Below are 23,477 nucleotides of genomic sequence, written 5' to 3'. Positions count from 1 at the left end.
AGACTTCTCCACCCTAGTTCGCACCAGATCGCAAGGGCCTACCTGCCCTTGAACACAGGCGGCCGTTTCTCGGCGAAGGCTCGCAAGCCCTCGATGCGGTCCTCCTTCGCGAATGCCTCGACCGTCAGCCGGTGCTCGATCTCCAGCCCGGATTTCAGATCGGTCTCGAACGCCGCCAGCACTGCCCTTTTGGCATAAGGCGTGATGGCGACCGACTTGGCAGCGATCGCAGCAGCGATTTCCAGCGCCCTGGGCAACAGTCTTTCAGGCGCGACCACCTCGCTGACCAGCCCTTTGCGTTCGGCCAGCGCCGCGTCGACCATCTCTCCAGTCAGCACCATTTGCATGGCGAAGGACTTGCCAACCAGACGAGGCAGGCGCTGCGTGCCGCCGTCACCAGGGAAGGAGCCGATCTTGATTTCCGGCGTGGCAAATTTCGCCGCATCGGAAGCGACGACGATGTCGCACAGCAGAGCAAGTTCGAGACCGCCGCCCAGAGCGTAGCCGTTGACGGCAGCGATGATCGGCTTGGAAAAGCCCTCGATCGCACGCCAACAAACCAGTCGCTCCGGATCGCTGTAGGAGGCAACTCCTCGTTCCAGCATGTCTGAAATGTCCGCCCCCGCCGCAAAGGCGCGTCCTGCACCGGTCAAGACCACGCAGCCAACGTTCGCATCGGCATCATAGATCGCGAGCAAATCACGCAATTCGCCGAGTAATTCCTTTGACAGCGCGTTCAGCTTTTCGGGCCGATTGAGTGTCAGCAGGCGGATGCCGGGAGACGGTTCCTCGGTCCGCACCAGGGCGTCGGTCATCGATCAGGCGACCTTTCTGTATCCCGCGCTGAGACCAGCTTTAGCCAGCAGTCCACGGACCTTTTCGATTTCGGCAACACCAGGCTTCATCAGTGGTGGCCTGACGTGGGCTTCGTCCAATCGACCGAGGATCACAAGTGCCTCTTTCATGCGATTGTGCATATCGAGAAGTGGCGCGTCATAGAAAGCCCTGACTGTAGGATAAATGCGATCGTTGATCGCCCTGGCAGTCTTCAGGTCGTTCGCCTGCACGGCGCGAAATAGCGCAACCTGCAGATCGGCGATGACACTTCCGGCCCCCGACAGGAGCCCGTCACATCCGAGAGCCAGCGACCCAAGCAGCCAGGCACTGTGGGTGGTCAGCGTATTCACTGGCCGATCGAGCGCCTTCAGTTCCCGTATCTGACGTTCGTGCAGGTTGCCGTCACCGCATTGGTCCTTGATGGCGACAATGGATGGGAAGCGGCGGCAAAGCTCCAGCAAAGTCGGCAACGGATAGGCAAGATTTGAGGCGAGCGGATACTGGAAAAGAATGATCGGCAGCCCCGATGCATCCGTAATGCGCCGCAGATGCTCGTAGATCATCTCAGGCCTGAGATGCCCGCCAAGCGTCATGAAGTCAGGGGGAAACACCAGCAGAGCATCGGCGCCTTCATGCTCCGCATAGGCAGCGATGCGGGCGGCCTCCAGGCTCGAATTGGTATAGATGCCGACGATGGTCGGGACCCTGTCTTGCAGGACATCCTTGGTCACGACGATCGCGCGGAATTGTTCCTCGATCGTGAGCGCGTGCACTTCGGCGGCATGTCCGTTGATGGTCATACCCGAGATACCTTCCACGGACCCGACGTCGCGAAGATGCCGGCGATAGGCGCCCTCGTCGACGGCCAGGTCGGCGCTGAACGGCATCAGGCAGGCTGGGATGACTCCTGTGGCAACAAATTGTCTCTTCTCGCTCATCATCGGATTCCCTTCAGAAATGGCAGGACGCCGCAAGTCGCGGCGTCCCAATGAATCGTGGCCTCAGAAGCCCTTTCCGATCATCTGCGCGATATTGTCCGCGGTGACGGAAACTGTGGGCAGCGTGATGGTCGGCGGCACCTGTTCTCCTTTGGCGACCTTGTAGGCGGTCTCGATGCCTTCCGGGGCCACGAACGGGTAGACGAAGGTCGCCGCCAGCTTGCCCTGCTTGACGGCTTCGAACGCGGTTTCCTGGCCGTCAATACCGACGACAGCCACCTCGTTCAGCCTGCCGGCTGCCTCAAGCACCTGTATGGCGCCGAGCGCCATCTCGTCATTGTGCGCGTAAACGGCCTGGATCTGGCCCGGCCCGAAGCGCTGAACCATGTCCTCCATGAACTTGACCGCCTTGTCACGCGTATAGTCGCAGTTCTGCGAGGCGACGACCTTCATGTCCGGAAACTTCGCGATCGCTTCGGCGAAGCCCTTGTTGCGGTCTATGGTGGCGGAAGCCCCCGCGGTGCCCTGAAGCTCGATGATGTTGCCCTTCCCATTCAACTTCTTGGCGAGGAACTCGCCCGCTCCGACGCCGAGCGGAAGATTTTCACCGCCGACATGGACCGTCACCGGCGTATTCACCTTGCGGTCGAGCGTGACGACCTTGATGCCTGCATCCATGGCCTCCTTGACGACGGGCGTGAGCGCCTGCTCGGTCAGCGGCGAGATCATCAGCACCTTGATGCCCTGAGCGATCAGGTTTTCGACGTCGGCCACCTGCTTGGAGGCATCGTTGTTGCCGTCGGTGATGATGAGATCGACGTCCGGATAATGTTCGGCTGCGTACTTCTTGTTGCCTTCCACCATGGCCACGCGCCACGGGTGGTTCATCGTACCTTGGCTGAAACCGATCTTGATCTTCTCCTCGGCGAAGGCGGCGCCGGTCAGCATGCCCCCTGCCAGCAGCGTCGCGGCCAGTGCGGTCGTGCGTAGGAAATGTCTGCGACTTGTCATTGTTAACTCCTCCGTTGGACTTCAAGTTAAGGTGTTCCAAGCGCCCCAACCGGTCTGCCGCGGCGGGACCGGACACGCTTGGATGTCAGGACCGCACGCGGTGGCGGTAGACCTCGAACATCACCGCTGCGATGATGATGGCGCCCTTGACGATTTGTTGCGTGAAGGGCGAAATACCGAGCAGGTTCAGGATGTTAGCCATCACGGCAATGATCGCGGCACCGATAACCGTGCCGATCACGCCGCCCTCCCCGCCAAACAGGCTGGTCCCGCCGATGACGACGATCGAGATTGCTTCCAGCTCCAGATTGGTTCCCGCCGTCGGTTCGCCGACGGTCAGCCTCGACACAAAAACCAGGGCGGTCAGCGCCGACAGCAGGCCAGAAATCACATAGACCGACATCAAGGTGCGAGGCACGCTTATCCCTGCCAGCCGCGCGGCCTCGGTGTTGGAGCCGACAGCATAGACCTGGCGCCCGAACGGCGTATGGCGAAGGACGACGAAGGCCACGGCGGCGATGGCGGCAAAAAGCCAGATCGGAACCGGGATGCCGAGCAGAAATCCGCTGCCCAGATAAGCGAAGGCGTCCGCGGCCTCGCCAAGCGCCTTCGGTTCGCCGTTGGCGATCGTCATGGCTATGCCACGGCCCATGACCAATGTGCCCAAGGTCATGATGAAAGGCGGCATACCGAAGAAGACAACGCCGGCGCCATTCACTGCGCCGAACAAGGCGCCGATGGCGAGCGCGGCGATCATGGCCAGCGGTATTGAGACGCCGTTCGAAATCATCAGCGCCGTTGAGACAGCCACGACACCGACGATCGAGCCGACCGAAAGGTCAATGCCGCGTGTCAGAATGACGAAGGTCATGCCGACGCTGACAATGCCGAACAGGGCGATCTGACGACCGACGTTCAGCACATTGCCCATGTGAACGAAGCTCGGCGACAGGTATATGGCGAAGGCGCACAGCACGATCAGAACCCAGAGCAGCCCGAGGCTCTGCGCCCATCCGCGCAGGCGTCCGACCGACCCCGGCTGAAGCGCGGCCGATGCTTGTCTTGTCGTCATCTCAACCATCCCTTCCTCCCATTCATTGCGCGGCAGTGGATCTTGGCTGCCGGCTCCGCATCAGCCAGGCTATGGCATCGGCCAGCCCGCCTTCGTCGCAGGACGGTCCGACGAAATGCGCAAGCTGCATGACCTGAGGCACAGCATTTCCGACCGTCATCGCGGTTCCCGCCCAGGCCAACATTTCGAGGTCGTTTTCCGCATCGCCGGCCGCTGCGCATTCATCAGCCGCAATACCAAGCTTGGCGGCGACAAGACTTATCGCGGTCTTCTTCGATGCCCCCGGCGGTCCGATCTCGAGCAGGCGCGGATGCGACCCCGAAACCGAGAGCCGTTCGCCAAGCGTTTCGCGGAGCAGTGCGAAGGCCTGTCGGTCGGAGGCCTGGCCGGCAACGCACATGATCTTGCCGGGTTCGCCCGGGAGCGCTTCAATCGTTTCGGCTACGAACAGGGGCTCCCTCGTCACCGCGGCTTCGCGTGCGATGAGCGGGTCGTTCGTCAGCGCGAAAACAGCATCGCCAGTGAACCACATGGGCCGCACGCCCGCCGCTTGCGCGGTTGCCGTGGCGTGCAGGGCGTCCGAGCGCGAGATCCGCTGCTGTGAGAGCGACGACCTGGTTACCACATTGCCGATCCAGCCGCCGTTGAACGCGATGACGAGATCGGCGATCCCCAGCCGTTCGGCAAAGGGCCTGACCCCGAGCGGAGAACGTGCGGTCGCCAGAACGACCACGGTTCCCCTGTCCTGAGCCGCGCGCACGGCATCGGCGACCCGCTGGGGCAGTACGTAGTCGTGGGTGAGCAGGGTCCGGTCGACGTCGGAAACGATGAGGCGTGGCAGGGTCATTGACCGCCTCGGATCGGAAACACCGGGGCACGAGGACCGGTGTGGATGAGAAGCGTCTTGAGCTGCGTGAATTCCTCGAAGCCGGCCTGGCCCATTTCGTAACCGAAGCCGGATCCCTTGACACCGGTGAGCGGAAGCTGTGGCGCACCATCGATGATCGTATTGGCCTGGACCCAGCCGCTCCTCAGGCGTTTAGCCACAGTCAGCACCGTGTCGATGTTCTTCGACCAGATGTAGTTCGACAGGCCATAGGCGGTATCGTTGGCCAGCCTTACCGCGTCGTCTGCCGTATCGAACCGGGTGATGCTCAGAACGGGGCCGAAAATTTCCTCGCGGAAGATCGCCATGCGCGGCTCGACACGATCGAAGATGGTTGCCTCGTGAAAGTGTCCGGGCGTTCCGGTTGCAATGTTGCCGCCCAGGACGAGCTCGGCTCCATCCTTGATCCCACCTCTGACGAACCCCGCCACCTTTTCCAGGTGATTGCTGTCGATCAGGGCCCCGATGTCGGTGTCTTCGTCGAACGGGTTGCCCACCTTCATCGTGCGCGCCCGTGCGACCACTTTGGCGATGAACTCGTCAGCGACGGATGATTGAACGAACAGCCGTGAACCTGAGACGCAGCATTCGCCATTGTTGAAGAAGACACCCATCAGCGCGCCGTCAGTAGCGGCATCGAGATCGGCATCGGCAAAGACGATATTGGCCGACTTGCCCCCGAGCTCGACCGAGGACTTGACCAGGTGGCGCGATGTGTTGGCGACGACGCGGCTGCCGGTGCGGGTCGACCCGGTGAAGGAAACGAAGTCGATGCCAGGATGCGCGGTCAGGTGATCACCGACCGCGGCGCCATAACCGCTGACGACATTGAAGGCGCCGGCCGGCAGCCCTGCCTCGCTCGCCAGCGCCGCGATCTCAAAGGCCGAGCCGGATGTGAACTCGGACGGCTTCAGCACGACCGTGCAGCCGGCGGCAAGCGCGAACGGCACCTTTTGTGACAGGATGAGAGCGGGAAAGTTCCATGGCGTTATCAGTGCCACGACCCCAGCAGGCTCACGCGTGACCAGCGCCGTCTTGCCCTCGCCAATGTTGGTGTAGGATAGACCCGCCATCTGCATTGCAAGGGAAGCGGCGTAGCGCGTCAGACCGATCGCGCCGTCGATGTCGCCACGAGCAAACCTTATCGGCTTGCCGACCTCCTCCACCTCTATCCTCACCAGCCGCTCCCGATTGGCGCTGATGAGGTCGGCGAACCGGTTGAGCACTTCGGCTCGCTCGATGCCGCTCAGGCGCGGCCAGGGCCCCTCCTCGAAAGCGATCCGCGCCGACTCGACAGCCAGATCGACATCCGTCGGCGAGCCTTCCGCATAAGTGGCGACCCGCTCGCCACTTGCTGGCGCTCTGCGTTCAATTGATCCTGTGCCCGAGCCGGCGACGAACCGCCCGCCAATGAATTGTTGGTAGCTGCGCATGCCCATCTCGCTCCTACTGCCAGACCGCATGGGCCATGATGGTTTCCTCGGTCGCGCCCTCCCCATCCAGGACCGCCGAGACGGCGCCTTCCCGCATCACGACGATGCGATTGCAGAGGCCTAGAATTTCCGGGAGTTCGGACGAAACCATCACGATGGCCGCACCGCGCGTGGAGGTCAGCTCGACAAGCAGGTCGTAGATCTCGCGCTTGGCGGCGACATCAACGCCGCGCGTCGGCTCATCCACCAGAAGGATTTCGGTCCCGGCATGCAACTGCCGGGCTATGCCGCACTTCTGCTGGTTGCCACCCGAGAGCGTGCGCACCTTGGCGCCCGCACTCGGCGTCTTGATGCGCATCTGCCGAATGAAGCGGGAAACCTGCTCCTGCTCACGTCTGCGGCTGATCAGTCCGCCCTGGACGATGGCTGCAAGTTCGGAAACGGTGACGTTGAAGGCAACCGATTGTTCGAGGAAAAGGCCCTCGGTCTTGCGGTCCTCCGGCAACAGGCCGATCCCATGCGCGAGCGCCGCACGCGGCCCATCGACAGCGATCGCCTTGCCATCGATCCTGATCTCGCCGCTGTCAATCGCGTCGGCGCCCGCGATTGCCCGCAGCACCTCCGTCCGGCCGGCCCCGGCGAGACCGCAGATGCCGACGATCTCGCCTTGCCGGACATCGAAGGAAATGTCCCTTAAAACGCCGGATCGCGAGATATTGCGCACTTCAAGGCGCACATTCGAGCCCGGTTTCGGACGGGGCGGGAACACGTCCTTGAGCTCGCGTCCGACCATGTGACGAATGAGGTCGGCGGTTGTCGTATGCGCCAGCGGCATGGACGCGACAACCTGCCCGTCGCGCAGCACGGTGACTTCGTCGCAGATCTCGTGGAGCTCCTTGAGACGATGCGTGATGTAGATGAAGGACACGCCCTGTTCGGCGCTTAGCCGCCGGATCGTCGTGAACAGGTGTTCCAGCTCGGCGTCGCCCAGGACAGCGGACGGCTCGTCGAGGACCACGATGCGCGCTTCGCGTGCAATCGCCTTGGCGATCTCCACCATTTGACGCTGGGCCACGCTTATCGCATTGATCCGGGCGGCCGGATCAACCCGGAAACCCAACCTGTCCAACACCTCGCGAGCCGCAGCTTGGGTCTTGCGCCAGTCGACGCTGCCGAGCACGGTCTTCGGCAATCGGCCGAGAAAAATGTTTTCGGCAACCGTCAGATGGGGCGCCTGGGCCAGTTCCTGATAGATGACCGCAATACCCAGTTCGAGCATCCGCTCCGGCGTCGGCGTCGGCACGACAGTGCCATCGATGACCACCTCGCCCTCGTTGGCAAGGAAGGCGCCGGAGAGGACGCGCATCAACGTCGACTTGCCGGCGCCGTTTTCGCCGATCACGCCATGAACACTGCCTTTGCGCACGGCAAAGCTGACGTCATTCAGCGCGTACACACCGGGAAAGCGCTTGTGGATGCCGCGCATCTCGAGAACTGCGTCTTTCATACTACTGAGCCTCAAGAAATCGTTTTCACGCTATGCTCAAAAAAGCTCACAAGCGGTGGATCTGCATGCCGCCGCCGATGTGGTAGATGTCTCCGGTACTGAACGGCAGACCGCCTGCAGCCAAGGTCGCGACTGCGCGAGCAATGTCGTCCGGCTGGCCCCATCGCCGGATCGCCGACAACTCACCTGCCTCGACCTGCGACGAATACTTCTCGTAGACGTCTGCGGTCATGTCGGTCTGGATCAAGCCGGGGCGAATCTCGTGCACCCGGATGCCGGCGTCCGCCAGGCGGATCGCAAACTGTTGCGACGCCATCGAGAGCCCGGCCTTCGATATGCAATATGGGCCCTTCTCCGGCGAGACGAGACCGGCATTGGCCGAGGTGATCGTCACGACCGATCGCTCCGACGCGGTCTGCGGCCTTGAAAGCATCGCGCGCGCGACGGCTTGGGTGAGGAAGAATGTGCCACGCAGGTTGACACCGATCAGCCGGTCGAAGCTTTCCTCGGTGACATCGAGAAGGTCGCCGCGCACGCTCACCTGCACGCCGGCATTGTTGACCAGACACGTGATCTCGCCCAGGTCGCGTTCAAGGCCTTCGACAAAGGTCGCGTTGCCCGACGTCTCGGAGATGTCCCTGCGGTAGAAAGCGCTGTTGCGCCCGAGCCTGCTCACAAGATCGACAGTCTCGCTGGCATTCTCGTCATCGACAATATCGACGATTGCTATATCGAAGCCCACCCGTGCAAGCTCGCAACAGATGGCGCGGCCAATGCCGCGTCGGCCGCCTGTAACAACCGCAAGACCGCGGTCGCCGGGGGACTGCCGTTCAGCCATGTCCCGGACCGCTGGAGCAGTCTGGTTCAGCATCATGACGCCTTCCTTTCCACGGCAGCGTCAACACCGCTCGCGGCGACCACTGCCTTCGAGGCCAACAGGCTCTGGACCTCGCCCTCGGCATAACCGAGCTCGTGCAGGATCTCGCGGGTATGCTCGCCAATCTCGAGGGCCAGGCAACGCAGTTCCGGCACGTCGCCGTCATAGCGGTTGGGATGATTGACCAGATAGATGGTGCGGCCCCGCACGGTGACCTGGCGGAACACCTGAGCGTGACTTAGCTGCGGATCAGCCAGCAGATCATCATAGTAGTTGATCGGCGCCCACCAGATGCCGTGGCGATCGAAGCGGTCAGCAAGTTCCGCTACAGAAAAGATCGCCGTGGCCTCGGCCAAGCGGCGAGCGTATTCGTCCCGATCCGCGTATCGGTCGACGTCCGCCACTTCGCGCAGACCATCGCTGCTTAGCGCTTCGGCCAGCACCGAGGAGTCGCAAAGTGAGATCACAACATGGCCGTCGGTGGCGGGATAGACGCCATAGGGCGCAGCGTGGAACCACGTAGCCAGGTTCTTCTCGCGCTTCAGGACTTCGCGGCTCATTCCACCCGCGAAGTAGTTGACGAGAGGCTCCCCCTGCAGATCGATCGCCGAGTTGATCAGGCTGGCTTCGACGCGCGTGCCTTTGCCATCACGAAGTCGGCGCACCAGCGCGCCCAGGATGCCCATCGCCAGCAGCGCGCCGCCATGCTGATCGACGATCGCCGCCCCGACGGGCGTCGGGCCCCGATCGGGTGTGCCGGTGACACTCATGAGACCTGCCCGTGCTTGGGCGAGAAGGTCCTGACCAGGCTTCAGCGCCATCGGTCCGGTGGAGCCGAACCCGCTTGCCGAGGCGAAGATCAGTGTAGGATTGATCGCGCGAAGCGCTTGGTCGTCGAAACCCAGCTTGGCGAACACGCCGGGCCGGAAATTCTCCATGACCACGTCGGCCTCCGCAATCAGACGCCGCGCGACTTCCTTGCCCTCAGGGCTTTTCAGATCGATGCCGATGGAGCGTTTGTTGCGGTTGGCGCAGAGATAGAAGCCGCTGACGCCGTCGACATACACATCCGCGCCTGACCACCGACGCTCATGAGCGCCATCGATCGGTTCGACCTTGATGACGTCGGCACCCATGTCGGCCAGATACTGGGCGCCTGCGGGACCTTGCAGGAAATGGCAAAAGCTGACGACCTTGATCCCGCTGAGCATGTCTCTTCCCTTGATGTAGCGCTTTCATTGCACTCTTTGTGAAATCGTTTTCACAACTTTTCAGAGCGCTGTCAATCCTGTTTTCCGGACTTTTCGTTGAAAAAGACATGTGGCGACCTGAAAGAATTTGTGCGATCTAGAAAACGGTTTCTCAAAACTGGCAATGGCCATACTCAATGGATATCGAAGACGGCAGCGCCAAACTGATTGACGTGGCCCGGCTTGCGAACTGCTCGCCGGCCACTGTTTCGCGCGTCCTGAATGGCAATCCAAACGTCAATGAGGTCGTCCGGGATCGCGTGGTGCGAGCCGCCCGGGAGCTTGGCTATGTGCCCAATGGCTCGGCTAGGGCGCTGCGGTCCACACGAACAAGACTGGTCGGCGCCATCATTCCGACCTTGGACCACGCGATCTACGCCACGATGGTCGACGGGCTTCAGGCCCGGCTCTCCGAAAAGGACGTTTCGCTGATCATCAACACCTCGGGCTACGACATCAATCTCGAGTACGAGCAAGCGCGCCTGCTTGTCGAGCGCGGCGTCGAGTCGGTGGTGCTGGTTGGATCCACGCACCTGCCGGCCACACTTGCGATGCTTGAGCAGAAACGTATCGACTATGTCTATACTTACACATCGAAAGCGATGGAGTCCGGCGCTGCAGTGGGGTTCGACAACGAGAAAGCTGGGCGCACGGCGGCGCGCTACCTGCTCGATCTCGGCCACTTCCAATTCGGGATGATCGCAGGCATCACCCAAGACAATGATCGTGCAGCAGGTCGCCGCGACGGTTTCCTGAATGAACTCGAGCGGTCAGGCATCGGCCGCGCAACCGTTCCGGTTGTCGAAGGGGCCTACAGGCTGGATGACGGACGGCGATGCATGCAGCGGCTGATGGAAGAAGGCACAAGGCCGACGGCGGTGTTTTGCGGCAGCGATATCCTTGCAGCCGGCGCCATCAAATACTGCCACGCCGCCGGGATTGAGGTCCCCGGGCAGGTTTCGATCGTTGGCTTCGACAATCTGGAAATCGCGGAACTCACCTCGCCGGAATTGACCACGCTGGAGGTGCCGGCGCGAGATATGGGCCGCATCGCTGCCGATTACATTCTGGCATCGCCCTCGCAGCGGCTGCATTTGAGGCAACGCGAGTTGGCGATCAGGTTGATCGTCAGGGAAAGCACGGCTCCAGTGAGGCGCTAGACACTTCGACCTCTAGTTTGCTGAACTGATTTGGGTGTCCGCTTCCGGCCGACAGGCGTCCTAGTGCAGCTGATGCGGAGAGCTGCCGCTCGGAGCGCCTGATCAGACTGAATGTCTGAATTCATAAGCACTCCAGGTCCCTCGACCGGTCGGCTGATGATTTGTCTGGAAAACAGCGTATCACAGTTTTGGTCTGCTCTAGCCGGCAGTCGCTGGTCAACAGCGGGAAAGAGCCTCCGTTTGCGTCGCTCGATCGATGAAAGCCACCCTGCCCTCGCATCCGCCATCTTAGATTCTCGCCGATCTACTTGCTCAAGCCTGCCATATATTCGATAGTCGAAAGGCAGCACGTGTTCTGACCCAATGTGATCTGCAGGCTTGGGGGATCGAGGGGGATGCCATTTCTGTTTATTCTACGCGAATGGCGAACACAGCTGATTCGTATTGCGGAGAGGCACCGAATTGATGCTATTCGGCCAACTTAACCCGGACGTCTTCGCACTTTTCGCTGGGTCGAACCGCTTCTTATACGAGCGGATCTTGATCGGCCTATATGAAGGTTTTTACCGGTCCGACCTGCACTTCCCTTCGCAGGGCGAGGTCCTTCATCTGACCTACGGATTGTTAGGCGAGCATGCTGAATTCTGGCGCGAGGACGAGGCCCCGGTCGTTCTCGACCAGCTAGCCGCACGCCGTGGACGACGTATAAGGCGGCGGAATTTGGAAGCGGCCGATCCGAAAGCGACGAACGAGGCGATGGTACGGGCGCGCCACATCTACAGCCGGCTGATTGCAACAGGCTGGCTCGAAGAGAGCCGCTATGGCCTAAAGGTAACCGTGGACATGCCTGCGGGTGCCATGCGGCTCGCCGAGTTTCTCTGCAATCTGCGAGAGGGCCTCACGGAGCAGTTGGGCGGCCTAGTAATTCAGGTGAAGAATGAACTCGAAGCCCTGCAACGCAACGCGCGGGAGAACGCGCCAGGACTTCATAAAGCCGCGCGCGACGCCGCCACATTTGGACGCTACCTGCGCAGCGTACTGAGTGCGCTACGCGAGATCGACAAGCAGGTATTGCAAAGCGACAGCGTCGGCCGCAGGCTACGTCATTACTTCGAAGACTTTGTCGAGCGGATTCTGCTGCAGGACTATGCTGCGATTTCAACGACTTCTCATCCGTACCGGTTTCGTCATCACATCTTCACGGCGCTCGACTCAATCGAGGATTCGATCGCCGATGTTGGCGCCATCGCCGAAGCCTATTGCGAGGCTCGGCTCGCCTCGGATAGCATCGCTGCACGGGACATGGTGTACGACGACCTTCACAAGGTCCGCCGCGTTTTCGATCAGATTGAGGAAGCGTTCGAGCGCATCCAACAGCACCGTAGTCGGCTCGAGACGCGCCTCCGCAACACGGTGCGATATGCAGGCCGTCGTGGTGGCACTTTCCTTCAACGAAGCGAGCCGATCCTGCTTCGGCTTGATAAACTGCTCGAGCGACGCAGTCGCGATGTTGGCTTATCCGGGCTGCTCGAAGGGCGACAGACGCATTGGTCACCGATGCTGCTCGCGCGAGCACGCAACTACCGTTCTAGTGTGACCGGCGGCGTAATCGTCCTTCCCGCTCCAGATCCGTTGCGCGAACTTCGAAAGCGGCTCGAGCGAGAGTATCTCAATCGCCTCGCTGTGACACCAGAACAAGTCAGCCGCTTCTTGGAGAAGCGTGTTCCACCCTTCGGAGCAAGCGAAGCCAGCCACTTCTGGATTGATTCTATCGACGATTTTCTCGCGTTCGAGACTTTGCGACTCTCGATACTCGCTGCAGACCGGGACGGCCGGGGTAACGCTATTGCTGATCATCTCGCATCCGCGTTTGGCTTTTCGCCTGCCCTTGGCCAGTGGGTCGACAATGCCTGGCTAAGTTGCGCCGGCTTCACCGTCACACGCAGGGACGACAGCGTGACGCTTGAGGTGCGGCATGCTCAGTGAGTTCCAGGCACTCGAAGCGCGCGATCCGCGCCGTATGCAACGTGTGAGACAGGTAATCAGTCATTTGCTGCGCAACCAGTTCTTGCACGTCGAGGATCGAGGCTCGTCGGGTCTTCTCGATACATTGCTCAAATCGGATGTCGAACGACTTGTATCCGACTATTTCGACGTTGCAGGCTATCGGTTGATTGTGCGCGAGAGCGAAGGGTGGGCCGGCGTTCTGCCCGACACGGAACAGATCAGCCATCCGCGCATGCGAATCGACGAGACCCTGATCCTACTTCTCTTACGCAGATTGTGGGAGGAAGGCGTCCAGGAAGGCGATGTGGAGCGCTATGGTAGCGTACTGGTAACGCTTAATGCTGCTTATGACGCTTATCAGGACATGGTTGCACGCGCTCGCCGGCCTACCCTCTCGATTGCCGAGTTCAAAGCGCTGGTCGCGACCCTCGAGCGGCGTGCTATCGTTCGCTCGGGAGAGTTCGACGACGAGCTAGAAGACATCCCACTAACGATCCGCGCGCTGGTAGCAACTGTCGCCGGTGATGAATTCCTCGCTCATCTCGAAGAGCTGCTCGCTCGCCCGGATTTTCAGGACAGCGAGTTTGAGCAAGTGCACAACAATACGGACGCTAGCGAGGAGGACGAACCATGATGCAGCTCGTCCACATCGCGCTCGTACAATGGCACTTGTTCGGCCGCGAAGATCTGGCGATCGCCGGCGACACCGCGATCCTGGGCCAGAATCGTTCGGGCAAATCAACGCTGATAGATTTAATCCAGGCCGTGATGACAGGGGGCTCGCGGCGCTGGTATCAGTTCAACCGCTCGGCAGGCGAAACCGGTAGCCGCAAATCGGAGCGAACCCTGCGCAGCTATTGCTTGGGCCAACTCAACGAGCATGAGTTTTTGCGCGAAGAGGCCGTAACCCATATCGCTCTTGTATTTGCTGACCCACACGGTGTTCGGCCGCCCGTGAGTGTCGGATTGTGTATCGAGGCTTCGGCCACTGACGAGGCGCAAGTGGTTGGGCGCTATATCGCGCCTGGAATCCGTATAGATACTAACCTTCTCGTCGAGCAGCTTGAAGGCAATCAGCAGCGGTCAGCGTCGTGGACGTTAGCGCGCGAGCGCCTAGAGTTGGCCTGCAGCGCTAAGGGAACAGCGCTAATCCGCGCCGACGGGCCGCGCAATCACATCCGCGAATATATGCGCCAACTCTTCACCGGCAGGCGGCACAGCGATCCTGAGCGCTTCATTCGCGCGTTCGTGATGGCACTTTCGTTCGAAGACATGCGGTCGGTCGAAGGCTTTGTGCACAATTTCCTCTTGGCTAAGAACGACATCAACATCGGCGAGCTACGTGAGAGCATTCAGCGATATCGTGACATCCAGAAGGACATCCACGAGCTCGAACGGCGGCTGGGTGCGCTCAGAGCACTCGCGGAACTGGTAGCCAAATTTGTAAGTTTGCTAGAGCGTGAGGAAATCGCAAGGGGCGTCGCACGGCTGGCCGCACTAATCGAGGCGGGCTCGGCTCTTCTTGCCAACATCAAAGAGAGACGGGACAACATTGCTGCGGTCGACCACACGCAGCGCAAGATCGAGCGATACGATGCCGAGATCGAGTCGCTGCGCGAGCAGCTGGAGAGCCTCGTCGCGCAGTCGCTAGCAGAGGGTGTTGCCGGCAAACGTGCGGTGGTGCAGAGCGAGCTAAGAGCCGTCGAGCTCGCCCAAGAGGCTGTCTCACAGCGCTTGCAAGCACGATTTCTCGCCGTTGCGCGCGCAGCCAGCTTACTTGACCATCGTGAACGATTGGCATCGCTAAAGCTTGGCGTCTTGTTCCAAAGTCTCGAGGCCCTCAAGAAAAAGAGCGAGGGACTAGTACCGCCGAGATGGCCACGCGAGCCGCACGAGATGGAAGAGCTCATCGCGGTGGCACGCGAGGCTGCATTGGTCAATATCGCCAAGATACTCGACCGCCGCGACAATGCGATCGCACAGCGGCACAAGCTACAGGAAGAGATTGCCGATCTAGTCGACCGCCGCGACCGGGCGCGCGCTGGTCAGGTTACGCTCGACGAACGCACCGTCCGGCTAATGGCCACGCTAGAAAGAGAGAATATGCGGCCACGGGCGCTCTGTCAGGTGGCGGAAATCACCGATCCTGATTGGCGCGAGGCGGCGGAAGCCCTGCTCGGACGTGATCGTGAAGCTGTTCTGGTCGAGCCCGAGCATGCTTCTCGCGCGGTCGAGATCCTACGTGCGGGTCGTGACAGCTTTCGCGGGTGCCGCGTTGTAAATACGCGTCGCCTAAACGAGCAACCACCCGGCTTCGAGGCTGGTTCGTTGGCGACCATCTTCGCCAGCGAGGACCCGCTCGCCATGGCCTTCATCCGTTTCCGCACTGGTCAGGTGCGTCTAGCTGACACGCAAGCCGAATTGCTCGGGGGTGGCCGCGCGATCATGCGCGACGGTGCATACAATAGCGGGATCGTTGTTGAAGTGCTGCGCACCCAGGACCTCAAGATTGGCCGCGCCGCCGCTCCGTTGATGGAAACGGAATTGGCGCGCCAGATCAAGGAACGCGAGGGGTGGGTGGCAACACATTTGGAAGCCGAGCGCTTCCACGACGATATCCGACGCAAGCTCGAGCCGTTGACCGACCCGGTGATAGTCAGCGACCGCCTCGACTTGCTGGCTGAAGCGATCGACCAGCATAATGTGACGCGCACCGAACTCCAGAAGCGGCTGGACCGAATTGCTGCGACAGTCGACCCAGCGATCCAACAAGGACTGGATCGCTTGAAGCTTCAGCTGAGCAGCGCGAGCGACGAGAAGGAGGAGCTCGTTGATCGCCGAGGCCAGCTGAAACAGGCTGGACTTGAAATCCAGCGCCGGCTCGGAGCCGGCGATGGACAGCCAGGCTCCTGGCATTGTCTGAAGGCTCGGCGTGTGTTGTTCAGGGATCGTGTACGATCGCAAGCACAATTAATTGCTCTGCGTGAGACCTACATCGCTCACCGCTCGCGGCCACTGTCTCGGGTGGCACAGGACATGTCCAAGCGTGCCGACGAAGCTCGGGACGAATATCGAGCCTGCGAGGGGGAGATCCGCGAGGCACTCGGCCACTACCGCGCAAGCTTTGACAGCACTGCCCCGGTCGCAACACAAGGATCGATCAACTCTGAGATACGGCCGTGGGTTACCTCCAATGTGCAGGCGCTGGAGGAGAATGAGCTCATTCAATACCGTCGACAGGCGGACGAAGCGGCAGAGCGGATCGGCCACCTGTTCCGCACAGCTTTTATCCATGAGCTCAACGCCAGGTTCAATGATCTCAAGACCGAACTCGACAACCTCACCCGCGCGCTGAAGGCTCGCCCGCTTCACGGCGAAATTTACACGCTACATGCCCGGCCTAAGGAAGAGTTTGCATCGCTCCACCAGCTGGCACGAGAGAGCGAAAATGACGATCAGGTCTTCGATGCGCTGTTCGGGCGAGGGACGCCGCGCAACGAAGAACATGCACAGGCACTTGCCGAGGTTGAGCGGTTACTCAGCGAGGAGGCACTCGATTTCACGGCCTATCAGGACTACCGCAACTATTTTACCTTCGACCTTCGCATGGAGGACGTCGCGAAGGGTCGGCAGACCAGCTTTGATAAGCGAAAAGGAACCGCAAGCGGTGCCGAGCGTCAGGTTCCCTATTATGTGGTAATCGGCGCAGCTTTAGCGAGTATCTACCATGGCGCCCGACGGCAATACGAGGCGAACGAGCTTGGGCTCGGATTGGCCGTCTTCGACGAGGCATTCAGCAAAATGGACGGCCCGAACCAGCGCACGCTGCTTGAGTTTTATGATGACATCGGGCTTCAGGTGGTGATCGCTGCTCCTTCGGAGAAGCGCTCCGTCGTCTATGAGAACCTCGATAGCGTCATCGACGTATTCCGTCATGGCGACAGTGCCAGTGCCGAAACCGTTCGGATCAAGGCTCACGCACGTGCCCAAATGCGTGCTGCAAATCCACAGCACTTGAGCGATACCGCGCTGGCCGCGCGTGTTAACTCGCCCGCTTCGGATGCAGCCGAATGAGCCGAAAGCAGTTCGGCGATGTCCACCAGTTGATCCATGATCTGCTTGACCGGCACGAAAGCAATCCGGAAGCGTCTAGGATTCTGGCCTACATCGACGAAGATGCTCTCCACACCGTCGAGGAACGAGATCGCTTCATTCAGGCACTGTCTGCCGTAGAGGCGGCAGGCGGCATAATTGTCCAACGTAAGCTGACCGACGGCGCGCCCACCCTCGGTCATGTCCGCCTTGCCAACGCCGCGGTTCTCTATGCTCATGTCAATCGAACGCCTGCTGGCGTGGGTGCTAGCGCCGCCCTTGGCGAAGCTCGCGCGCGACCAGATCTTCCCGAGGGCGCGCTTAAGTTACTAGACGAGATTGCGAGCGCTTGGTCCCGAGGCGTCGGCCGGTTCGGGCTCGCACCTGGAGATAGCTCCGGCCTTTCAGCGTCGCTTGATCTCGTCCATGCACTCGCTATCCGGGCCGAAGACGGCGGCGTTGCGCCGGTCGACTATCGTACATTCTCTCGATTGGCTGGCACTTACAGCAAAGCACTCGAGCGCTTTGTTTCGACGGTGCCCAGGCTGTTCGAGCGCCTTTATCCAGATCGGGTCCCTATGGCCGAACTGGATCCGGCGGACTGGCTTGCAACTCTTGGCGTGATCCGAACGCCTCAGCTCCTGATCGTCAGTGGCCCGATCACCATCGCTACCGAGCCAGTTCCGCCACTACGCTTTTACGGGGTGCCGCCGGAGCAAGGGGATCAGCTCGGCTTGGCTGCACAGGTCGACTATCTCCTAACGATCGAGAACTACACTTCGTTCGTTCGGCATGCACGCGAGATAAATAGCGATCGATCGGCGCTCATCATCTATACAGGTGGCTTTCCATCTCGAAGCCATCTGCGACAGATCGTTAGACTGGCAGTAAAAGCCCAAGCGCCGATATTCCATTGGGGTGACATAGATGATGGGGGCGTTCGTATCTTTGGCCATTTGGAACGCACGTTGGCGGAGCGTGGATTATGCCTCTTGCCCCATCTCATGGATGTCGCCGCGCTCTATGAGCATGGAGTTGTGAGAGACAGACATATGCGGACCGCTGATGCGCCACCGCGGGAGAGCGCCGTTCGCGGTCTGTGGGAGGCGCTTGTGACTTCTGCTCTAGTACTTGAACAGGAGAGCTTGTCTCCTCGACACCCCAGAAAACCCATATGATCCCGAACGATTGGGCACCTCAGGACTCCCAGTACGAAGAAGCTTCTAACGTTGAGTTTGGATCCCAATCATTCGCTAGCGCCAGGACCTTGAACCCCATGTCGCGAAGCTGGACTGAAATGCAAGCTCTCAAACTGACGCGCGGAAGCTGCTCGGCCCGGATTCGTTTCGCGCTGGTGAGAGAATGTACAAGGCACGGATTGCCACCCCAATGGCGAAGAAGCGCATTGCTGCTCGGCAGCTCTTGGGGCCGGCAGACTGGCAGTCGAGTAGCAGAATGCAACGGGACCGCAACCCCACGTCGTACCTGCAATTTGACCGACCGTCACCGACTGTCAGTCCTCTATTGGCGAGTCCCGCTCGATTGCTAAAACGTCCTTACGACAGAGGCTTCTCCGTTCTCGATGAGAAGATCATAGTCGTTGGGCTGCCTGAACCCAGTCGGGAAATCCTTGGGTATTGCCGACACCGCGAGCCTGAAGCCAGATGCATCGAGCCAGCGGATGCGCCTTTCGGAGCGCACAGGAATGACGGCGTAACGCCCCGCCCTTCCATCTGTCCCAGCGAGTTCTGCAGCGATCGGAGCACGCCTCGCTGCAGGTGCTTCAGGGGTCCTCAGAATCTTAGACCATGAGAGTAAGTTGCTTGGATCAATCTGATCCTCGCTGCTCAGATCTTCAATCTCTTCCTCAAGCCATGCGAGATATTGCCCGCGCATGCCTTCAGCTTCGGGACGCGATTTTGCGATGCCGAGCGAGAGTACAAAGGCGACAAACGGATCGAGCGTCCCCCAGCGCAGCAGCTCTTTTGCCCAAAAGGCGTACCATGGAAGTCCGGTGACATCCTTCCAAGTGTCGATCGTAGGTGTATCGAGCGGATCATCGGTCCCTTGTGACCAAGCCCGCGCGACAACAGCGCCGATGGCAACGCCCAAACGAAACTCGAAATTGTCCGAGGTGAAAATCTGCCAGGCACGAAGATCCTGCGGCGCGGGTCCTGCGGCTCCCGGCACCGCCATCCACCAGCGGAGCACTTCGTGCCAGTTGGCGTAGAGAGTGCGGCCCATTTCTGTGTCGCGGATGGAGAATCCATAACCACCATCATCGGCAACCGCTTCCCCGAGCGCAATAAAGACGGCGAGGCGCGCTTCTGGGCGCATTGTGCCGTAGCCTACAGTCTGCTGTAGCTGCTCGAGAATGGTCCGTGCGACCGGCTCGAAGCGTTTACCGACGTGGGGGGCGTAGCCATAGTCGTAGAGGCGCTTTCGCTCTGTGGCGTCAGGATAGATCGTCTCGACCATCCCCCGCCCTCGCTTGATAAAGGCCTGCTCCATCCATTCTTCGGTCGCGTGCGCGACTTGCGTGAATGTTAGTTGCCAAAGTTGCGTCAGCATTGCCTCGGTATTGGCCGGGGTTGCTGCGACCGCGCTGATCGCCTCAGTCTCCTCGACGGCCGCCAGGATCATCGTGTCGAGTTCGTCGAGCCGATCAGCAAGCCGCGCTGCAGGCGTCGCGCGCGCTTGGCCGGCATCGGCTGAAATGGTCGCAGGGGCAGTCACTTCCAGCCAGCGAACGAAATCTTCGTTGTCGTCGACACCAGGCAGACGCAGCGCCTGTTGCCGAATAGCGCGGAGCAAGACAGTAAGCGGACTTTTTGTGTTGCCATCGCCCGCGGCGTCCGCCCTCAATCTTGCTATGAGGCTGTCGTATTCATTGCGCCGCTCGCGCACTTGCCTTCGATGCGTGCCAAGTTGCCCTGCAGCCGTCGTGGATGGCGCGATCGGCAGAGCGACGAGTGTAAGCCCTTCCATTCCTTTCGCGGCGCCCGGCCGGCCGGCCCGGCCTGAGAGATTGCGGAACTCTGCCGCCGACATCGGATACTCGGTCGGGGTTTGCGTCGCGACGTCAAACATTGTTCGCTTCAGGACGGGAAGAAAAATCATATCGAAGGGCAGGTTGACGCCTTCGGTGAGGGTCGCTGTTGCGACAGTGATCGGGCAGATGGACCGATCGATGAGAGCTACCATCAGCCGCCTTAGCCGCTGCGGCATCTGGCCATGATTGGTTGCTATGCCGCGATCAAGAAGGCGGAGTTCGTGGGAGTTCTCGCCGCAATAATCGATGCAGACCGTGCGTGCTTCGGCAAAGAGCGCCGCATCATCGCCCTCCGAGGGAGGGTCGAAGGCCGGGATGTCCTCCCAACCCGCCAAATCGAACGCCTCGGCATACCAGCCCATCGTCAGTTCGGGGCGCTGCGAGATCGAGATTAGGATGCGGCGGTCGTCGCCTGCGAGGTGCAGCGCCGTCCACAGTATGCTGTTCTGCGTAAAATGATTGAGACTGTTGCGGATGCCTGAAAGCGGCTCCGGCATCGGATCAATCTTAAGCGGAATATAAACGTCACCACGGCCCCGCACGCCGAGCCGATGGTCATTGACCCGGTGCAGCTCGATGCGGGGCGATCCCTTGCTCACCTCGAGTACGCCAATAGCCTGGCGAGTACTGCGATAGTTCGACCCGACCGGCTGCGCGTCGGGATCAGATTCTATCCAGCGGGCAACGGGCGTAGCCGCGCCCCCTGCAACTGCTGTCAGCGCAATGCGGACGATGTTCGGTTTGCGCAGCAGCAGGCGAGAGATGAAGCTTTCGAGCCGGATCGCCCGGTTCATATGTTCGGCAAGGGCATTGCGCTCGCGCTCATTGTCTTCAAGAACGACCTGATGGGCCTCATCGACGATAAGTAATTTGAGGCGCGCTAGCAGCATGGGACCCAGATAACGCATAAGGGCATCGGCCTTCTCGACCGTCGCGATGAGAACTGTCGGTGAGGCGGACGTCAGCCATGCATCCGTGATTCCCCAGTCGGAACCGCCGTAGAGCCCTGTCACCACGAAGTCGCGGCCCAGCTCCCCAGTGAGTTTCGCTTCAACTTCGCCCGCAAGTGCACGCGATGGCACGAGATAGAGCCCGAGCGGTGCAAGGCCCTCCTGATTGTCCCGGAGGATTAACAGCTCCTTGAGGATCGCCAGGTTGGCGACGAGCGTCTTTCCGGAGCCCGTCGGCGTGCAAAGGGCAAAGGACGAGTTGTTGAGAAGCCTCTCTATACCCTGCTTTTGCGACTGCCAGAGAATGCCTCGACCGCGCGCATACTGCCGCCTCGCAAACTGGTTTACATCCAGGAGTCTCTCGGGGTTGAGCAAGCCCAGTTGCCGCAAGGGTTCGTAGATCGTGGACGTGCCGAACCGCTCGCAGGCCGAGCGCAGAAAGAACGCGAGCAGCGCAACATCATCGGGCGAGGTTCGAACGAGAAGACGCTCAACATCTCGCAAGCGATCGAGTGCAACCGAGAACCTCGCTGTATCGCCCCGCCGCAATGTCTGCGCTGCAAGGCCGATGCAGCGAACAAGCTCGATTGTGCCGAACCATGTGACGCTTTCTTCGGTGCCTTCACCGAAGAATTCCTTCTCAACGCCTCGCAGCGTCAGGTCGCGGTTGTCGTTCCAGAACCCTGCAGCGCGGCGGAGCACCGCGTCGAAATCGGCCTTCAGAAAATCGGCGAACAGCCGCGATCCCCTATCGTCTGGGACGACTTGGCGCAGCAATCCTGAGGCCATCGCCGGTAGGCCACCAAGCTGGTAGCAACCAGCAGCAAACAATGCGGTCGGAATTTCTTCGCCGATCCTGTCTCTTGCTCGTGCGAGCCACTCCAGCAGCTCGCCGGCCCTCCGGAACGCGAGTGTCGCTTCCTCGGGACTTCCATCGCCGACAGTCGAAAGTACCTTGCCAGCGCGAATCAGGTACCGTGACTGCTGGAGGATTGTGTCGGAATCGTTCGCGCTCCATTGAATCGTCTCAACATCCCAATCCGTTTGCAGGCACCGGACGAATGATCTCGCCTGCAAAGCACTGAGTGTCCTTTCCTGAGCAAGGTCGTTTTGGATGGCGCGTGCCAGGTCGAGACGGTCTTGATCGAATTCAGGCAAGAGCAGCCTCCTTTGCCCAGAGGCTTGCATAGATCGTGTTGATCAAACTATCGCCATCCGCGATGAGCAGTTCGACTACCTGAAGGTCCCGGCCGGCCTTATACTCGTCTGGCACAGTCTCCCAGGGCAGGAGGGCCTGACCGGGGTTTCGTTTGGCGGGGGGACCGCCGACGAGCAGGATCATATCGGTGCGCTCGACAGGATCGGGGTTGCGCCGCGCAAGGATGCGGTCGAGCGAGGCAATAACCTTAGCGAACTTATCGGGCTCGCATTCCTCCAGGACGGCGTGGAGTTGCTCAAGGCCGAGCGGCACGGGAAGGGCCCGATTGACCTCGTACCAGACACCTTTGCCATTGTGGATTCTCTTCGTCTTGTCGGCCGGATCGTCGATCTTGTCACCGAGCATGACGGTGTTCAGGACCGATGGCGACCAATTCCCGCGCCACTTGGCTTCGCCGGCAATGAAGCGCGTGACGTTGTCTTCTTCATCGACCACAATCGCGATGAAATCGTCGCCTTTGCGCCCGAGGACCTCGCGTGTGCGGGTCGCGTCTCGGCTGAGAGTGTAGATATATTGGCCTGCGTCCTCATGATTGCGGAAGAGGAAAACGGGTATCAAGTATTCGTGCTTCCCAACGAAGTCGTAGGTCTCCGACATCATCCCCGACATCACCTCGCCGAAGAGACCTTTACGAGCGGTCAAAGGCAGTGACCCTGGATATTGGGCGTCGCAACCGATGTCGCCAGCGTCCGGATGGAGGCTGATGCGAGCCAACCTGTGAAAGCAGCCCCGCGCGTCCAGATGGGCCGATTCAAAATACGGGACAAAATCTCTTTGGAGATTGGCGTCGGCCGCCTGCTTCTCTTCGAGAAGCAAGTGACCGTAGTTTCCGAACTCGCTCGGATATTTGCTGAGCCAAGCGTTAAGTGCTTTTTTGGGAGGAGGTGCGGTATGCATAAAGACCTGTTTCTTAGATGAGGCTTTTCGCAATTTACCAAAACGCCAGAGTTTCTCTACTGCACTGTCATGCAATACAGAACATTCTCTATACTGGCAGCCACTCGCGTTTCTTCTTTAGTAGGTCACCCTGATCGCGGCTTCTTGGATGGCTACCGGCAATGTCGGCTTTTGGCATTTCGCGACGCCTTCAGCAACGGCCGACATAAGGCCATTCCAGACATTCGACGCGCGAGCACATGGCGGTCAGCTATGTTTGTTGCCCGCCATCTCCGAAATGGCTAGCCGT

16 protein-coding genes are annotated in these 23,477 nt (G+C 60.4%); 5 read left to right on the top strand and 11 right to left on the bottom strand.

Annotated elements, in window-relative coordinates; translation table 11 throughout:
• Positions 1 to 38 precede the first annotated feature (38 nt).
• From CK219_RS10470 to CK219_RS10430, 9 genes are all read right to left on the bottom strand, one after another.
• Positions 39 to 815, bottom strand: coding sequence for an enoyl-CoA hydratase-related protein (locus tag CK219_RS10470; protein ID WP_095766665.1), 777 nt, complete (start codon positions 813 to 815; stop codon positions 39 to 41).
• Positions 816 to 818: 3 nt separating this feature from the next.
• Entirely contained in the window at positions 819 to 1,778 is a 960-nt protein-coding gene (locus tag CK219_RS10465; protein WP_095766664.1) for a dihydrodipicolinate synthase family protein, read from the bottom strand.
• Positions 1,779 to 1,838: 60 nt separating this feature from the next.
• Complete coding sequence (locus CK219_RS10460; protein ID WP_095766663.1) at positions 1,839 to 2,786, bottom strand: substrate-binding domain-containing protein; 948 nt, start codon at positions 2,784 to 2,786, stop codon at positions 1,839 to 1,841.
• A gap of 85 nt (positions 2,787 to 2,871) precedes the next feature.
• The gene (locus CK219_RS10455; protein WP_245340440.1) at positions 2,872 to 3,858 is read right to left on the bottom strand and encodes an ABC transporter permease; all 987 of its coding nucleotides are present in this window, start codon (positions 3,856 to 3,858) and stop codon (positions 2,872 to 2,874) included.
• A gap of 22 nt (positions 3,859 to 3,880) precedes the next feature.
• Positions 3,881 to 4,705, bottom strand: a complete 825-nt coding sequence (locus CK219_RS10450) for a Cof-type HAD-IIB family hydrolase (RefSeq protein ID WP_095766661.1) — start codon at positions 4,703 to 4,705, stop codon at positions 3,881 to 3,883.
• Positions 4,702 to 6,177: an aldehyde dehydrogenase family protein gene (locus CK219_RS10445; protein ID WP_245340439.1), complete on the bottom strand. Its 1,476-nt coding sequence runs from the start codon at positions 6,175 to 6,177 to the stop codon at positions 4,702 to 4,704. The genes CK219_RS10450 and CK219_RS10445 overlap by 4 nt, the downstream gene beginning before the upstream one ends.
• A 13-nt stretch (positions 6,178 to 6,190) precedes the next feature.
• Complete coding sequence (locus CK219_RS10440) at positions 6,191 to 7,663, bottom strand: sugar ABC transporter ATP-binding protein (RefSeq protein ID WP_245340438.1); 1,473 nt, start codon at positions 7,661 to 7,663, stop codon at positions 6,191 to 6,193.
• Between the two features lie 67 nt (positions 7,664 to 7,730).
• Positions 7,731 to 8,558, bottom strand: coding sequence for a 3-ketoacyl-ACP reductase (locus CK219_RS10435; RefSeq protein WP_095766658.1), 828 nt, complete (start codon positions 8,556 to 8,558; stop codon positions 7,731 to 7,733).
• Positions 8,555 to 9,772, bottom strand: coding sequence for a CaiB/BaiF CoA-transferase family protein (locus tag CK219_RS10430; RefSeq protein WP_095766657.1), 1,218 nt, complete (start codon positions 9,770 to 9,772; stop codon positions 8,555 to 8,557). The genes CK219_RS10435 and CK219_RS10430 overlap by 4 nt, the downstream gene beginning before the upstream one ends.
• 176 nt (positions 9,773 to 9,948) lie before the next feature.
• On the opposite strand from CK219_RS10430, the gene CK219_RS10425 reads away from it, so the two are divergent.
• From CK219_RS10425 to CK219_RS10405, 5 genes are all read left to right on the top strand, one after another.
• Positions 9,949 to 10,971: a LacI family DNA-binding transcriptional regulator gene (locus CK219_RS10425; protein WP_095766656.1), complete on the top strand. Its 1,023-nt coding sequence runs from the start codon at positions 9,949 to 9,951 to the stop codon at positions 10,969 to 10,971.
• A 465-nt stretch (positions 10,972 to 11,436) separates the two neighbouring features.
• Complete coding sequence (locus CK219_RS10420) at positions 11,437 to 12,957, top strand: Wadjet anti-phage system protein JetA family protein (RefSeq protein ID WP_095766655.1); 1,521 nt, start codon at positions 11,437 to 11,439, stop codon at positions 12,955 to 12,957.
• On the top strand, positions 12,947 to 13,612 hold the full coding sequence (locus tag CK219_RS10415; protein ID WP_095766654.1) for a DUF4194 domain-containing protein: 666 nt from the start codon (positions 12,947 to 12,949) through the stop codon (positions 13,610 to 13,612). Before CK219_RS10420 ends, CK219_RS10415 begins: the two co-directional genes overlap by 11 nt.
• Positions 13,609 to 17,052 (top strand): SbcC/MukB-like Walker B domain-containing protein, encoded by a 3,444-nt coding sequence (locus CK219_RS10410; protein WP_095766653.1) that lies wholly within the window; start codon positions 13,609 to 13,611, stop codon positions 17,050 to 17,052. Before CK219_RS10415 ends, CK219_RS10410 begins: the two co-directional genes overlap by 4 nt.
• On the top strand, positions 17,049 to 18,248 hold the full coding sequence (locus tag CK219_RS10405) for a Wadjet anti-phage system protein JetD domain-containing protein (protein WP_095766652.1): 1,200 nt from the start codon (positions 17,049 to 17,051) through the stop codon (positions 18,246 to 18,248). The genes CK219_RS10410 and CK219_RS10405 overlap by 4 nt, the downstream gene beginning before the upstream one ends.
• Positions 18,249 to 18,615: 367 nt before the next feature.
• Here the strand turns inward: CK219_RS10405 and CK219_RS10400 are convergent, their stop codons facing one another.
• On the bottom strand, positions 18,616 to 22,230 hold the full coding sequence (locus tag CK219_RS10400; RefSeq protein WP_245340437.1) for a DEAD/DEAH box helicase: 3,615 nt from the start codon (positions 22,228 to 22,230) through the stop codon (positions 18,616 to 18,618).
• A complete protein-coding gene (locus tag CK219_RS10395) occupies positions 22,223 to 23,263 on the bottom strand; it encodes an aminotransferase (protein WP_245340436.1) in 1,041 nt (346 codons plus the stop codon). Before CK219_RS10395 ends, CK219_RS10400 begins: the two co-directional genes overlap by 8 nt.
• Positions 23,264 to 23,477: the final 214 nt, after the last annotated feature.

This window comes from Mesorhizobium sp. WSM4313, assembly GCF_002294725.1.
In the GTDB taxonomy this organism is placed as follows: domain Bacteria; phylum Pseudomonadota; class Alphaproteobacteria; order Rhizobiales; family Rhizobiaceae; genus Mesorhizobium.
Note: the sequence above shows the minus strand (reverse complement) of the source record. Positions and strands in the feature narration are given on the sequence as shown.